Raw genomic sequence first — 14,999 nt, 5'->3', positions numbered from 1 at the left:
GCTGCCTCACTTTCCTTCGTCAGGTGGATCACACGTTACAAGTGCCCCCGCCCGTCCCGGCACTGGATAAAGAGTTCGTAATGTCCGGAAAAATCTTGCTGGAGTGTTCTATTCCGCCTTAGCGTCGTTTGCGGGGGACGCGGCCAGGGGGACGGACGCCGCGTCAGGGGGGACACATGCCAAGCAGCAGCATGCCGGTGGTGCCGGACCGCGAAGTGCCCGGTCTGATCGTCAAGTTCGGCGGCTATCCGCTGCACCACGGGGGGTCGGGGCGATCCGCAGCCTGGGCCGGCTCGGGGTGCCGATGTATGCCATCACGGAGGACCGTTGGACGCCGGCGGCGCTCTCCCGGCATCTGGAGCGCGCCTTCGTCTGGCCGACCACCGGGACCGAGGATCCCGCGGTCCTCGTCGAGGGGCTGGTGCGGGCAGGACGTCGTATCGGCCGGCGGACCGTCCTGATCCCGACCGACGAAGAGGCCGCGGTGCTCATCGCCGAGCATCAGGGGGAGTTGGGGGACCGCTTCCTGTTCCCCGCCACCGAGCCGGCGCTGCCGCGGCGCCTCGCCAGCAAGCAGGACCTGCACGCGCTCTGCGTGGCGCACGGGGTGCCGTCGCCGCGGGCCGCGTTCCCCGATTCGTACGCGGAGGTGGCGGAGTTCGCGGCCGGCGCGCGCTTCCCGGTGGTGGCGAAGAACAGGGCGGCGTTCGAGCGTCGCAGGCATCCGGCGGTGCACGGCACGACCCGGGTGGACGGCCCCGGTCAACTCCTCGCCCTGGCCCGCTCCTGGGGCCCGCACCCCGGGGTGATCCTGCAGGAGTATCTGCCGCTCCGGGATGCGGAGGACTGGATCGTGCACGCCTATTTCGACGAGGAGTCGGCGCCGCTCGCCCTGTTCACCGGGGTGAAGATCCGTTCGTGGCCGCCGCACGCCGGGATGACGGCGAGCGCCTGCGTGGTGGACAATCCCGAACTGGCCGAGCTGGCCACGCACTTCGCCAAGCAGCTCGGCTTCAGCGGCATCGTCGATCTGGACCTGCGCCTGGACCGCCGGGACGGCCGGTACAAGCTGCTCGACTTCAATCCGCGGATGGGCGCGCAGTTCCGCCTCTTCGAGAACGAGTCGGGCGTCGACGTGGTGCGGGCCCAGCATCTGCATCTGACCGGCCGCGCCGTCCCGGCGGGCGAGCAGCGCGCGGGGCGCAGATTCCTGGTGGAGAACATCGATCTGCCCGCCCGACTCGCCTACCGCCACAGCGAGTACACCACCCCGCACGCCCGCCCCGCGCCCCGCCGGTCTCCCGCGCTCGGGCGCCGGCCTTCCGCGACCGCACCCGTGGACCGGCGCCCGGCGGCCCACGCGGACCATCACCCGGCCGCCCGCGCCCCCGGCACCGAGTTCGCCTGGCTGGCCCGCGACGACCCGGCACCGGGCCTCGCGATGCTGATCCGCTTCCTGCTGCCCGGACTCGGCCACCTGTGGCGCTTCTGGCGCGGACGCGGGAGGTAGCGGACCACGGGCGGGGCACCGGTGGTCCGGCGGACAAGCAGCCGTCCTGGAGGGGGACTTGATGGCACACCCGGTAGCAGTGATCGGGGCAGGCCCCTACGGCCTGTCCACCGCGGCGCATCTGCGCGCGCTCGGCATACCCGTGCGCGTGTTCGGCGATCCGATGGTCAGCTGGCGGTCCCGCATGCCCGCCGGGATGCTCCTCAAGTCGACGCCCGCGGCCTCCGACATCGACGCACCCCAGCGGGGCCACCGCCTGATCGACTACTGCGACGCCGCGGGGATCCCCCGCCTTGTGACCGACGAGGACATCGTGCCGGTCGAGACGTTCGTACGGTACGGGCTGTGGTTCGCCGAGCGGCTGGTGCCGGACCTGGAGCAGGTGCGGGTGGTGGCCGTGGACCGGGCTCCGGCGGCAGGGAGGGGTGCCACCGCGGCGGCCGGCTTCGTCCTGAAGCTGGACTCGGGCGAGCAGTTCACCGCACGGGCCGTGGTCGTCGCGACGGGGCTGACCGGTGCCGCACATCTGCCGCCCGGACTGGCCGAGGAAGCCCCGGCCGGCGGGGCCGTACCGCCGGCGGCCGGGGTCTCGCGCAGCTCGCAGCACAGCGATCTCGCGTCCTTCGCCGGGCGGGACCTGATCGTCGTCGGGGCCGGGCAGTCCGCCCTGGAGAGCGCCGTGCTCGCGGCCGAGGCGGGGGCCAGGGTGCGGATCGTGTCCCGTACGGTGCCCGGGTTCGGCGGGCCGCCCTCGCGGCAGCCGCGGCTGCGGCCCCGGTCGCCGTTCGGCCGCGCCTGGTCGCTGTACGCGATCAGTCATCACGCGGGCCTGTACCGGTGCCTGCCCGCCGGAGTGCGCCACCACTTCGTGCACCGGATCCTCGGTCCGCTCGGTGCCTGGTGGCTGCGCGAGAGGTTCGAGGGCGCGGTGCAGGTCAGTACGGTCCGCGGGATCGAGGGCGTGACGAGCAGCGCCGGCCGCCCGGTCCTCGCCGCACGCACCGAGGACGGTACGACGGGGGAGCTCACCGCCGACCACGTGATCGCGGCCACCGGTTACCGGGTCGACCTGGCCGCCCTCGACTGGCTCGGCCATGAGGTCCGCGCCGGCCTGGCCACCAGCCGCGGCACCCCACGTCTCGGCGCGGGCTACCGCTCGTCCGTCCCCGGCCTGTACTTCACCGGCCTGCCGGCCGCCGCGTCGTACGGCCCGGTGATGCGGTTCGTCTGCGGCACGTCCTACGCCTCGCCGCGCCTGGCCCGGCAGCTCGCGGCCGCCCACCCCTGACCTGGCGTTCCATACCCGCACCGCGCCACGCGAGTGACGGCAGAGGCTCCTGTGACTCTAGTAGTCACACGGCGGCCAACACCCGGTTTTCCGGGGTTTGTTCGGCTCTCCGTATCCTGTGGGCCATGTCCACCCCACCCGCCCCCGCGCTGATCGCCACCGATCTGGACGGCACTCTTCTGCAGCGCAGCGACACCGTCTCCCCGCGCTCCCGGGCCGCCCTCGCCAGGGCGGCCGCCGGCGGCGCCCGGCACGTCGTGGTCACCGGCCGGCCCGTCCCGCACGTACGGCATCTGCTGCTCGAACTGGACTACCGGGGCCTGGCCGTGTGCGGTCAGGGCGCCCAGGTCTACGACGCGGACACGCACGCGATGGTCAGCTCGCTGACCCTGGACCGGGAGCTCGCGGACGTCGCGCTCGGCAAGATCGAGGCCGAGGTGGGCGAGGTCTTCGCGGCGGTCAACCAGGACGGCACGGACGGCCTGATGCTCTTCGAGCCGGGCTACCAGTCGCCGCACCCCACCCTGCCCGCGGTCCGGGTGAGCGGCCGGTCCGAGCTGTGGGCGGAGCCCATCAACAAGGTCCTGATGCGCCACCCGCATCTGTCCGACGACGCGTTGGCCGCCGCGGCCGGCGGTGCCGCCGAGGGCCTGGTCACCGTGACCATGGCCGGTCCCGGCACGGTCGAACTGCAGCCGCTCGGCGTGACCAAGGCCTCCGGGCTCGCCCTCGCCGCGGGCTGTCTCGCGGTGCGCCCGGCCGACACCATCGCCTTCGGCGACATGCCCAACGACATCCCGATGTTCCACTGGGCGGGCCACGGCGTCGCCATGGCCAACGCCCACCCCGAACTCAAGGCGGTGGCCGACGAGATCACCACCTCCAACGAGGACGACGGAGTCGCGGCGGTCCTGGAACGCCTCTTCGACTGAGCCGCGACGGCGGCCCTCGGGCCGCAGACATGGGTGCGCGTCGTGCCGACTGCGTCCTCAGGCCCGTACCGCTGCCGTCCACCGGCTCCCGGTACCCCCGAAGCTCGAGGCCGCGCACGCCTCGGCCGGCAGCGTGACCGGCACCCAGGCCCGGGGAGGCCCGGGGCTTCGACGGGCAGGAACACATCGGCCGGCCTGCGGTCCCTTCCGGGCGCCGGCGTGCCGACGGCCACCGACCCCCGGTCACCCGGTCACCCGGCCACCCGGGCTCCGCTCACCCCGCCGTACGCGGAATCCGCTTCTCCCAGCTGCGGTGGAAGACGACCTCTTCGCCGTCCCGGCACACCACCTCGTTCGAGGCGACGAAGTGCGTGTCGTCGCAGGTGATTTCGGAGCGCGACTGCACCCGCGCGTCCCAGCCGAGCTCGGGCCGGTGCAGCCGGATCGTCCAGTCGGACCGGGTGCGGGCGCTCAGCGGGTCCGCCTCCTGGATCTCGTACGTCTCCAGGGCGTCCTCGGTGAATTCCAGGCCGTCCGGATAGATCCGGGTGCCGCCGTAGCGCGGGTCGACCTCCAGCCGCCAGGTGCCGGCCGCCACGTCCCGTACCACCAGACGCTCCGGCCGTGGCGCGTCCAGGGTCTCGGGGGAGACGACGCCGAGCGGCTCGGACTGCTCCGGTTCCTCGAAGGCGATGGCGAAGTCGTCCTCGTGCTCCGCGTCCCGTACCGGCAGCTCGAAGGTGGACTCGGTGACGTCCACGCTCCAGCCGTCGGCGTCCGGCGCCGGCCAGATCCACGGCCAGTACGCGGAGGAGAGCGCGAGCCGGATGCGGCTGCCGGGCGCGAAGCGGTGGCCGATGCCGTTCAGTTCGAACTCGACGTCCTCCGTGGTCCCCGGGTCCCAGGTGACGACCCGGTCGCGGCCGAGGCGGGCGTTGAGGTTGAGCACGCCCCGGGTGATCAGGGTGGAGGCACCGTCCGCGTCGACCTCGCAGAGCCGGGCGATCACCTGTCCGCGCGGCACCTCGCTGCGCAGCCGCAGCCGCAGTTTCGGCCGGCCCAGGATCTCCACCGACCGGCCGAGCGGCGCCGAGTCGAAGCAGACCGAACGCCCGTCCTCCTCGCGCTGGTCCGGCGGCAGGTCCGCGTCGTTGCCGAACGGGAAGAACCGGCCCGCGTCCACCCCGGTGTGCTGCGGCGAGCGCACCGGGACCAGGCTCGCCTCGCCGTGCGCACCGCCCGGGGTGTCGGTGCCGAGCTCGGAGTCCAGGCCGAGCGGGGTGGCGGTGATGCCGGGGGAGGGGAGCGCCGGTTCGCCGACCCAGCGGCCCGCGAGCTCCGGATGGACCGTGGCGGGCCGGTGCGGTTCGCTGATCCAGGCGCGCAGCCTGGGCTCGTGCATGACCCCGGTGTCCTCGCCCTTGAGGTGCTGGTCCCACCAGCGCAGCGTCTCCTGCAGGAAGCCGATCGCAGGACCCGGCGGAAGCCCGCGGTCCGGATACTGGTGCGACCAGGGCCCGATCAACCCCCGTACGGGCCCGGGCAGATGCTCGACCAGGCGGAGCACGGTGTCCCGGTACGGGTCGTGCCAGCCGCCGACCGCGAGGACCGCGGCCTTGATCGCCGAGTAGTCCTCGCAGACGCTGCCGTGCCGCCAGTAGGCGTCCCGGGTCTGGTGGGCGAGCCAGGTGTGGATGAACGGGTCGACGGCCTCAAGCCGGTCCGTCCACATCTGCCGCCAGCCGTCGCCGACGAAGGCGGGGTCCGGCGGCCGGGACACGAAGGCGAGCATGGTCGCCGCCCAGGCGTGCATGTCCACGGCGAGCACCGAACCACCCATGTAGTGCACGTCGTTGTCGTAGCGGTCGTCCGCCGAGCATACGGTGACGATCGCCTTCAGGGCCTCGGGCGCGAGCGCGGCGATCTGCAGCGAGTTGAAGCCGCCCCAGGAGATGCCGAACATGCCGACCTTGCCGGTGCTCCAGGGCTGCTGGGCCAGCCAGTTGACGACCGCGACCCCGTCGTCCAGCTCGGTCGCGTCGTACTCGTCGCCCGGCATGCCCTCGGAGTTGCCGTGTCCGCGCACATCGACGCGCACCGAGGCGTAGCCGTGCCCCGCGTACCAGGGGTGGCGCTGGGCGTCGCGCGGCGCGGTCCAGTCGCTCAGCCGGTACGGCAGATATTCGAGCAGTACGGGCACGGGTTCGTCGGTGACCGGCCGCCAGATCCGGGCGTACAACCGAGTTCCGTCGGGAAGCGGAATCCGAATGTCCTCGTGCGTCGTCTCGTACGGGAAGTCGGTGCGGATGCGCATGGGGATACCTCTGTGGACCGTGGGGGAGCTCAGTGGACGGGATGCATGGTGCGGCGCAGCCAGGGTGCGGCGGCGATCACGGCGAGGCCCACGGCGACCGCGATCGCGCCGTTCACGCCGAAGTACATGGGGTGCGAGACGTCGTCGTAGAGCTTCACCACCTGGGCCTGGATGCCGTTGGCGAGCGCGAGGGACAGGAACCAGAGCGCCATGGTCTGACTGGCGAAGGCCTGCGGCGCGAGCTTCGTGGTGGCCGACATGCCGGAGGTCTCGACGAGGATGTCACCGAGCCCGAGCAGCAGATACGAGCCGACGATCCACCAGGCGGCCATCTTGTACGTGTCGCTGTCGTGCCCCGAGGTGGGCAGCGCCATCAACATGAACGACAGCCCGCCGAGGATCACGCCGTACGCGATCTTGTTGGAGGCGTGCGGCTGGCTCCGGCCCATCTTGACCCAGAGCCCGGCCACCACGGGCGCGAGCAGCACCTCGAAGGCGCCGAGCGCCGAGGCGTACCAGCTGGCGGGGAAGTCGAAGCCGAGGATGTCGCTGCGCGCGTTGGACGCGGCGAGCAGCATCATCGTCGAATACGCCTGGAACAGGATGAAGTTGAACGCCACCGAGGCCAGGAACAGCACCACATAGGGCCGCAGCCGCCCGCGTTCCTCGCGGCTGACCCGGGGGCTCCTGAACATCACGGCGAAGTACACGACGGGTGCGAGCACCGAGATCAGGGTGAGCAGGTCGACGAAGCGGTCCATGGTCAGCCAGCCGACCGCGGCGAGCAGCCCGGCGAGTACGGCGAAGCCGACGGCGCCGGCGACCATCCACAGCACGGCCCGGCGCATCGCGTCCGGCGGCAGCGCGTACTCGGCGGCCGCCTTGCGTCCCGCCAGGTGCCGGCGCCCGGCCACGTACTGGATGAGGCCGAAGGTCATGCCGATCGCGGCCGCCGAGAAGCCCCAGTGCCAACCCCGGTGGTCGCCGAGCCAGCCGGTGATCAGCGGGCCGAGGAAGGCACCGATGTTGATGCCCATGTAGTACAGCGCGAAGCCGGCGTCGCGGCGCTCGTCCTCGGTGCGGTAGAGCTTGCCGACCATGCTGGCCACATTGGGCTTGAGCAGTCCGGTGCCGGCGCTGATCAGACCGAGTCCGACCCAGGTCATCGCGTCGGTGGGCACGGCCATCGCGTAGTGCCCGCAGGCGATCAGGATGCCGCCCCACAGCACGGCGCGGTACGAGCCGAGGATGCGGTCGGCGAGCCAGCCGCCACCGACCGACACCAGATACACCAGCGTGCCGTACGCGGCGGAGACCGAGGCGGCGGTGCCCGGGTCCATGCCCATGCCGCCGTTGGCGACCTTGTCCGCGAAGTAGAGGACGAGGATCGCCTGCATCCCCAGGAACGAGAAGCGTTCCCACACCTCGAGACCGGAGAGGGTCAGCAGTCCCCGCGGCTGCCCGAAGAAGGCGGTGTCGTCACCAGGTTCCGGTTCCGTCGGGGGCGTGGCCTCGGGGGCGGTGCGGGACAAGGATTCGGCTCCAGTCGTGGGGTTCCGGTTGATCCGAACATACCGGTGGTGCCCGGACCCCGCCCGGGCTGGCCGGGTGCCCGAGTCGGACAGGTGCTCGCCATGATCGAAACGCGACCGGATACGCTGAGTCGATTGATGGCAGCGACACATCGACAAACCGCTGCATCGCGTGTGTGATCTACGTGCGATGACGCGTAGGTGAACCACATGCGATGCGACTTTGAGTTGTCAGCAAGCTCGAGTTGTCAGCAGGCAGCCAGCAGACAGGAGAACCCCTCGTGACCGTCGTCGGGCCGTTCGGGCTGAGCGTGCGGGACCAGGCCCTCGAAGCCGATGTCCAGGCGGGCCTCACAGCTGTCGAGGAAGGTCTGCTCGAGGCCACCAAGAGCGAGGTCCCCTTCATCACGGAGGCGGCCCAGCATCTGGTGCGTGCAGGGGGCAAGCGTTTCCGTCCCCTCCTTGTGATGCTGGCCTCCCAGTTCGGCGATCCGTACGCGCCGGGCATCGTCCCCTCCGCGGTCGTCGTGGAGCTCACCCATCTCGCGACGCTGTACCACGACGACGTGATGGACGAGGCGGACGTGCGCCGCGGAGTGCCCAGCGCCAATGTCAGCTGGGGCAACTCGGTCGCCGTGCTCACCGGCGACTTCCTCTTCGCCCGCGCCTCGCACATCCTGGCCGACCTCGGGCCCGAGGCCGTACGCATCCAGGCCGAGGCCTTCGAACGCCTGGTGACCGGCCAGATCCTGGAGACGGCGGGACCGCGGGACGGCCGCGACCCGGTCGACCACTATCTGGATGTGATCGGCGGCAAGACCGGCTCCCTGATCGCCGTCGCCGGCCGCTTCGGCGCGATGATGTCCGGCGCCGACGAGACGGTGGTGGACGTCCTCACCCAGTACGGCGAGCGGCTCGGCGTCGCCTTCCAGCTCGCCGACGACGTACTGGACATCGCCTCCGACTCGCACGAGTCCGGCAAGACGCCCGGCACCGATCTGCGCGAGGGCATCCCGACCCTGCCCGTACTGCATCTGCGGGCGCAGGCCGCGGCCCACGGCCGACCCGAGGACGTGGCGCTCTGCGAGCTGCTCGACGGCGATCTCACCGATGACGCCCGGCATGCGGAGGCCCTGGCCGGTCTGCGCGCCCACCCGGCCCTCGAGCAGGCCCGGCGCGACACCATCCGCTATGCGGAGGAGGCCCGCGCCACCCTGGCCCCGCTGCCCGAGTGCGACGCCAAGCTGTGCCTGATCGAGCTGTGCGACGCGGTGGTGCACCGGGCGGGGTGACCCTCCGCAGGGTGCTGCACCCTTAGGGGTCGAGGGCGGCAGGTCTGCCGGTGGCGCTGCTGTTCGGGGGAAGTACGGGCCGAGGGTGTCATCCCGTAGGTGTACAGGGAGTTGATCCCGGGGGCTGACGCTTCCGGGTGGCCGATTTGGTCGGATAGAGACACCCACCCCTTACCAATCCGGGTGACAATGGCGGCGCAGGGTGGACGAGTGCGCGCAAGGGAGAGGCCGCCGCCGAGCACGGAGGAAGGCACACATGGCACCGTACGAAACGTCAAGGACCACCGAGGAGGCCGACGACCACGGCACGGGGCGCCGCAAGGCCACCCGCTACGTCGTCCCGGTCGCGGTGGCCGGAGTGGCGGCGGCGACCATCGGGCTGGTCCCGGCGCTCGCCGACTCCGGTGATCCCGATCTGCCCAAGATCACTGCCGAGGAGCTCGTCGAGAAGATCGCCGCTTCCGACACAGAGCAGCTGTCCGGCAGCGTCAAGATCAGCACCGACCTGGGGATTCCCGCCTTCGGCGACGCGATGTCCTCGCTTGCCCCGGGCGGCGAGGGCGGGGACTCCTCCGCCGATCCGCAGTCCCGCCTGATGGAGCTGGCCTCCGGCACGCACACACTGCGCGTCGCGGCCGACGGCCCGGACAAGCAGAAGCTGTCCATCGTCGACGACACCTCCGAGTACAGCCTGATCCACAACGGCGACGACGTCTGGGCGTACGACAGCGGCTCCGACGAGGCGTTCCACGCCGAGGCCGAGAAGGGTGCGCACGGCAAGGGCAAGGCCGAGGGCGAGGACAAGCTCGGGGGCGCCACCCCGAAGGAGTTCGCCGAGGAGGCACTGAAGGCGGTCGACGACACCACGTCGGTGACCGTCGACGGCACCGCGAAGGTCGCGGGGCGCGATGCTTACCAGCTGCTGATCAAGCCCAAGCAGTCCGGTTCGACGATCGGCTCGATCCGTATCGCGGTGGACGCGGACAACGGCGTGCCGCTGAAGTTCACGCTCAATCCGAGCAGCGGCGGCAAGGCGGCGATCGACGCGGGCTTCACCGACGTCGACTTCGCCGAGCCCGACGCGAAGACCTTCGACTTCAAGCCGAACAAGGGCACGAAGGTCACCGAGGCGGACGAGGCCGGCAAGGAGCACAAGGGCGACAAGGGCCCCCGGCCCGAGGGCCTGGAAGACCTCGAGGGACTCGAGGGCATGAACGTCATCGGGGAGGGCTGGAGCTCGATCGCCACCTTCGACACCGGCGCTCCGCTGCCGACGTCCGGCTCCGCGTCCGGGGACGTCCCGCCGGAGGCGGACAAGCTACTCTCCGCGCTCGGCGACCAGGTCAAGGGCGACTTCGGCAAGGGCACGGTGTTCTCGACCCGCCTGGTGAACGCGCTGATCACCGAGGACGGCAAGGTCTACGCCGGGGCGGTCGACAAGGCCACCCTGGTCAAGGCGGCGAACGCGGCGAAGTAGCCCGGCCCGTCTCCACCCCGTGCGGGTGCCCCTTCGGGGGTGCCTGCGCGGGGTTTCGGCTTCGGCTCGGGGTGTGCGAGACAGGGGAGAGCATTGACGGGGAGTCCGGGCAGCACGCCCGAGGCGGACGTGTCGGCCGGCGCCGGAGCGTCGCCCGACGCGGCACCGGTGATCGAGACGCGCGGGCTCAGCAAGCGGTATGGCGGGCAACTGGCCGTCGACCGGCTGGACCTGTCCGTGCCCGCCGGCAGCGTCTTCGGCTTCCTCGGCCCGAACGGCTCCGGCAAGACCACCACCATCCGCATGCTGATGGGCCTCATCGACCCCGGCGCAGGCACCGTCCGGGTGCTCGGACACCGGATGCCGGACGCGGCCCGCACCGTCCTTCCGCAGGTCGGCGCGCTGATCGAGGGCCCTGCCCTGTACGGCCACCTGTCCGGCCGGGACAATCTGGTGCGCTACGACAGCGCCGACCCGACGGCCGACCCGCGCACCCGCAAGGCCCGGGTGGCGGCCGCACTCGACCGCGTGGGCCTGACCGCCGCGGCCGGCAAGCGGGCGAAGGCGTACTCGCTCGGCATGAAGCAGCGCCTCGGCCTGGCCGCCGCCCTGCTCACCCCGCGCCGCCTGCTCGTACTGGACGAACCGACGAACGGCCTCGACCCGCAGGGCATGCGCGAGATCCGCACCCTGGTACGGGAGTTGGCCCGGGACGGCACCACCGTCTTTCTCTCCTCCCACCTCCTCGACGAGATCGAACAGGTGTGTACGCACGCCGCCGTGATGGCCAAGGGCCGGCTCGTCACCCAGGGCCCGGTCGAGGACCTCGCGGCGACCGCCCGCGGCCGGCTCGCGGTCAGTACGCCCGATCCGGGCGACGCCGTGCGCGTACTGAAGGAGAACGGCGTGACCGGCATCGCCGTGGAGTCCGGCGACCGGGTCACCGGGGACCCGCCGCCCGACGGTGACCTGGCCGAGCTGACCGCGGCGCTGGTCGGCGCGGGTGTGCGGGTGCGCGGCTTCGGACTCGAACGAGCCTCTCTCGAGGACGTGTTCATGCAGTTGACGGGGGAGGGCTTCGATGTCACGGGCTGACACGGCGGCCTATGCCGGCGGGCCGGCGGCCGCGGGCGACCCCGGGGTGCGCCGCTGGTTCTGGACGCTCGGACTCTTCCGCTCCGAGGTCACCACGACCTTCCGGCGCTGGCGCACGCTCGCCCTGCTCGGCGTGCTCGCCGCCGTACCGGTACTGGTCGGCATCGCCGTCAAGATCGAGACGGGCGACGGGGGTTCGGCGGGCGGCGGCGCGGGGCAGGGGCCCGCGTTCATCGCGCAGATCACCAACAACGGACTGTTCCTGGTCTTCACCGCGCTCGCCGCCACGCTGCCGTTCTTCCTGCCGATGGCCGTCGGCGTGGTCGCCGGGGACGGCATCGCGGGCGAGGCGAGCGCGGGCACCTTGCGCTATCTGCTTGTCGCGCCCGCGGGACGCAGCAGGCTGCTGCTCGCCAAGTACGCGGCCACGCTGGCGTTCTGCCTGGTCGCGACCCTGACGGTGGCGGTCTCCGCGCTGATCGTCGGGGCGCTGCTCTTCCCGCTGGGCGAGCTCACCACCATCTCGGGGACCCGGATCAGCCTGTCCGAAGGGCTGTGGCGGGCGCTGCTCATCGCCCTGGTGGTGGCGGCCTCACTGATCGGACTCGCGGCCCTCGGGCTCTTCGTCTCCACACTGACCAACAGCGGGATCGCGGCCATGGCGACCACCGTCGGACTGCTCATCGCCGTGCAGATCCTGGACACGATCCCGCAGTTGGACGCGCTGCATCCGTATCTGTTCTCGCATCACTGGCTGTCCTTCGCGGACCTGATGCGGGAACCGGTCCACTGGGACGATCTGCTGAGCAATCTGCGGCTGCAGCTGATCTACGCGGCGGTCTTCGGGTCGGCCGCGTGGGCCCGCTTCACGGCGAAGGACATTACGGCGTGACCCAGGAGGTCACGGCGTGACAGCGGGCCCACGCGGCTGGTTCAGCTCGGCTCGGTTCGTCCCGCCTCAGCCGGAGAGTTCCCAGATGCTGTGGGCCAGGGCGTCGCTGTTGCGGTCGAGTGCGGTCTCGTCGATGTTCGCGGTGTCGTCGCAGGCCGAGTGGTAGCAGGGGTCGAAGGAGTCGCCCGCCGTGCCGCCCCACTTCTCGGCCTGCTCGGCCGACTTGGTGCTGCCGGCCCCGGTGAAGAGCCCGCCGACCGGTATCCCCGCGCTCAGGAACGAGGCGTGGTCCGAGCGCCCGTCGGCCTCCGTGTCGGCCTCCGTCGGGACGTCGATCCCGGCGAAGTAGTCGGTGAACACCTTCTCCAGGGCCGGGTCGTCGTCGTAGACGAAGTAGCCGGCGTTCGGAGAGCCGACCATGTCGAAGTTCAGATACCCGGAGATCTTCGCCTGTTCGTCGGCGGGGAGTTGGTCGACGTAGTGCCGGGAGCCGACCATGCCCAGTTCCTCGGCGCCCCACCAGGCGAAACGCAGACTCTTGGCCGGTGCCAGCTGCTCGCGTGAGACGGCGAGTGCGGTTTCCAGTACGGCGGCCGAGCCGGAGCCGTTGTCGTTGATGCCGGCGCCGGAGCCGACGCTGTCGAGATGGGCGCCGGCCATCAGGACCTGGTCGGGATCGGCGCCGGGCCAGTCGGCGATCAGGTTGTAACCGGTCTGACCGCCGGAGGTGAACTCCTGCACGGTGGTGGTGAATCCGGCCTCGTCGAGCTTGGCCTTCAGATAGTCGACGGAGGCCTGGTAGCCGGCGCTGCCGTGGGCGCGATTGCCGCCGTTGGCCTCGGCTATCGAGTTCAGTTCGGCCAGGTGGGCCTGCACGTTGGCCACGGGTATGTCGGGTGCCGCCGCGGCGGTGGGGGGCGCTGCGGCGGCGGCCGGCACCGCGACGAGGCCGGCTGCGAGCAGCGCGGCCGCGGCGGTGACACGTATCGGGACGGAGAGCTTCATGTGGGGGGCTCCGGATCCGTACGGGGACAGGACTGCGCGTACGCGGAGGTGGGGTGCGTACGTACGCGGAGGCTGATGCTCGGGTACGGGTGACTCTCCGTCAAGAGGGCAAAACAGTCCGGGCGTTGGTGGTGCCGTGGGCGGTGGGCGAGGTGTGGGCGGTCAGGCCACGCAGAATTCGTTCCCCTCCGGGTCCTGCATGACGGCCCACTCGCCGCCCTGCTCCTTCACGTCCCGCACGAGGGTGGCGCCGAGGCCCTCCAGGCGGGCCACCGCGGCGGGCCGGCTGTCGGGTCCGACGTGCACGTCGATGTGCAGGCGGTTCTTGCCCGTCTTGGGCTCCGGGACCCGGTTGAACAGCAGGCGTCTGCCGAGGCCCGCGCCGCTGGACTCGTCGTACGGGTCGTCGGGGTGGCGGGCGCCCGCCGCGTCGCGCCAGGCCCGGCGGCCGTGCGCCTCGACGGTGACCTCCGGCGGGATCGCGCCGAGGCCGAGGAGCTGCTCGATCAGCGGGCTGTTGTCCTCCACCTCGTACTCCAGGGCGGCCGCCCAGAAGTCCGCCTGGGCGTGCGGGTCGGTGCAGTCGATCACGAGCTTCCATTGCAGTGTCATGCTAACCGGTTATAGTGGTTACATGGCTCGACAGGCAATGGGATTGACCCTCACATCGCTCGAAGGGGTGTCCTTCCGGTTCGATCCGGGGGCGCTCTGCCTGGAATTCGCCACGACCGGCGGTCCGGGTGCCTTCGCGCGGTTCGAGGTGCTGCGCGAGCCGGCGGATCTGCGGCGCTGGGCGGAGTCGAGCCGACTGCCGGGTGGTCTGGAACTGACGGTGAGCGAGGCCGAGTTCGCGGTCGCGCGTCCGCTGCGGGACGCGATCATGATCCTCGCGGCCGAGCGCGCCCACGGCGCCCCGCTGAGCGCGCGGGACCTCGAGGTGGTGAACCAGATGGCGGAGCGCCCCGCCCTCACCTCCCGTATCGCCCCCGACGGCACGCGCGCGTGGACCCCGGGCGGCACGGGCGCGCAGCTGCTCGCCACGGTGGCGAGGGATGCGGTCGACCTGTTGACCGGTCCGTACGCGCACCGGATCCGCGAGTGCTCGGCGGACGACTGCTATCTGCTGTTCGTCGACACCTCGCGCCCCGGCCGCCGCCGCTGGTGCTCGATGGAGCGCTGTGGCAACCGCAGCAAGGTCAGGACGCATCGCACGCGAGGACAGCACACCGAGAGGAGCTCCACCATGACCCCGACCGGTCTGACACAGGACGCGGGCTGGCAGATCGGCGTCTCACGGACGCTGCCGTATCCGCCCGCCGTCGTATGGGACTTCATCGCGAGCGCCGACGGCATCGCGCTGTGGCTGGGCGAGGGCGCCGAACTGCCCGCCGCACCCCGCAAGGGCACCCCGTTCGTCAATGCGGCCGGCGAGTCCGGCGAGATCCGCAGCTATCGGCCCGGCGACCGGATCCGCGCGACCCTCGGCTCCACCACGGTCCAAGTGACCGTGTCCGAGGCCCGCTCCTCGGACGGCACGCGCGCAGTGCTCGGCTTCCACCAGGAGCATCTCCCGAGCGCCCACGAGCGCGAGCGGCGCCGCGACCACTGGCAGTCGGCGATGGACCGTGCCGCCCAGGCACTCGAGTCGCCGAGTGCCTGACC

General features: G+C 71.5%; 10 protein-coding genes and 3 pseudogenes. 9 read left to right on the top strand and 4 right to left on the bottom strand.

The features are described from left to right. Window positions 1-191 precede the first annotated feature (191 nt). From DY218_RS05615 to DY218_RS05605, 3 genes and pseudogenes are all read left to right on the top strand, one after another. Window positions 192-1,510: pseudogene (locus tag DY218_RS05615) on the top strand (carboxylate--amine ligase). A 61-nt stretch (window positions 1,511-1,571) separates the two neighbouring features. Next, window positions 1,572-2,798, top strand: a complete 1,227-nt coding sequence (locus DY218_RS05610; protein WP_128554778.1) for an FAD-dependent oxidoreductase — start codon at window positions 1,572-1,574, stop codon at window positions 2,796-2,798. A 125-nt stretch (window positions 2,799-2,923) separates the two neighbouring features. Beyond that, window positions 2,924-3,730, top strand: coding sequence for an HAD family hydrolase (locus DY218_RS05605; RefSeq protein WP_128554777.1), 807 nt, complete (start codon window positions 2,924-2,926; stop codon window positions 3,728-3,730). Window positions 3,731-4,004: 274 nt separating this feature from the next. On the opposite strand, the gene DY218_RS05600 is transcribed toward DY218_RS05605, so the two are convergent. Together DY218_RS05600 and DY218_RS05595 are read right to left on the bottom strand one after the other, a co-directional pair. Next, the gene (locus tag DY218_RS05600) at window positions 4,005-6,044 is read right to left on the bottom strand and encodes a CocE/NonD family hydrolase (RefSeq protein ID WP_128554776.1); all 2,040 of its coding nucleotides are present in this window, start codon (window positions 6,042-6,044) and stop codon (window positions 4,005-4,007) included. A gap of 29 nt (window positions 6,045-6,073) precedes the next feature. Next, window positions 6,074-7,576, bottom strand: a complete 1,503-nt coding sequence (locus tag DY218_RS05595; protein WP_128554775.1) for a peptide MFS transporter — start codon at window positions 7,574-7,576, stop codon at window positions 6,074-6,076. Between the two features lie 281 nt (window positions 7,577-7,857). Between DY218_RS05595 and DY218_RS05590 the strand changes: the two genes are divergently transcribed. From DY218_RS05590 to DY218_RS05575, 4 genes are all read left to right on the top strand, one after another. Continuing rightward, on the top strand, window positions 7,858-8,868 hold the full coding sequence (locus DY218_RS05590; protein WP_128554774.1) for a polyprenyl synthetase family protein: 1,011 nt from the start codon (window positions 7,858-7,860) through the stop codon (window positions 8,866-8,868). Window positions 8,869-9,124: 256 nt separating this feature from the next. Further along, complete coding sequence (locus DY218_RS05585) at window positions 9,125-10,345, top strand: LolA family protein (protein WP_128554773.1); 1,221 nt, start codon at window positions 9,125-9,127, stop codon at window positions 10,343-10,345. Window positions 10,346-10,438: 93 nt separating this feature from the next. Further along, window positions 10,439-11,440: an ABC transporter ATP-binding protein gene (locus DY218_RS05580; RefSeq protein ID WP_128554772.1), complete on the top strand. Its 1,002-nt coding sequence runs from the start codon at window positions 10,439-10,441 to the stop codon at window positions 11,438-11,440. After that, window positions 11,427-12,332 (top strand): ABC transporter permease, encoded by a 906-nt coding sequence (locus DY218_RS05575; protein ID WP_128554771.1) that lies wholly within the window; start codon window positions 11,427-11,429, stop codon window positions 12,330-12,332. The genes DY218_RS05580 and DY218_RS05575 overlap by 14 nt, the downstream gene beginning before the upstream one ends. A 72-nt stretch (window positions 12,333-12,404) precedes the next feature. Here the strand turns inward: DY218_RS05575 and DY218_RS05570 are convergent. Together DY218_RS05570 and DY218_RS05565 are read right to left on the bottom strand one after the other, a co-directional pair. Next, window positions 12,405-13,337: pseudogene (locus tag DY218_RS05570) on the bottom strand (M28 family metallopeptidase); the annotation flags it as partial. Window positions 13,338-13,499: 162 nt separating this feature from the next. Further along, on the bottom strand, window positions 13,500-13,949 hold the full coding sequence (locus DY218_RS05565) for a VOC family protein (protein ID WP_128554769.1): 450 nt from the start codon (window positions 13,947-13,949) through the stop codon (window positions 13,500-13,502). Between DY218_RS05565 and DY218_RS05560 the strand changes: the two are divergent. Both DY218_RS05560 and DY218_RS05555 read left to right on the top strand, forming a co-directional pair. Beyond that, window positions 13,948-14,493: pseudogene (locus tag DY218_RS05560) on the top strand (CGNR zinc finger domain-containing protein); the annotation flags it as partial. The gene DY218_RS05565 and the pseudogene DY218_RS05560 sit on opposite strands and share 2 nt — an antisense overlap. An 87-nt stretch (window positions 14,494-14,580) precedes the next feature. After that, a complete protein-coding gene (locus DY218_RS05555) occupies window positions 14,581-14,997 on the top strand; it encodes an SRPBCC family protein (RefSeq protein ID WP_128554849.1) in 417 nt (138 codons plus the stop codon). The last annotated feature ends 2 nt before the right edge of the window (window positions 14,998-14,999 follow it).

This window comes from Streptomyces triticagri (assembly GCF_003429565.1).
In the GTDB taxonomy this organism is placed as follows: domain Bacteria; phylum Actinomycetota; class Actinomycetes; order Streptomycetales; family Streptomycetaceae; genus Streptomyces; species Streptomyces triticagri.
This window is presented reverse-complemented; position numbering and strand designations above follow the sequence as displayed.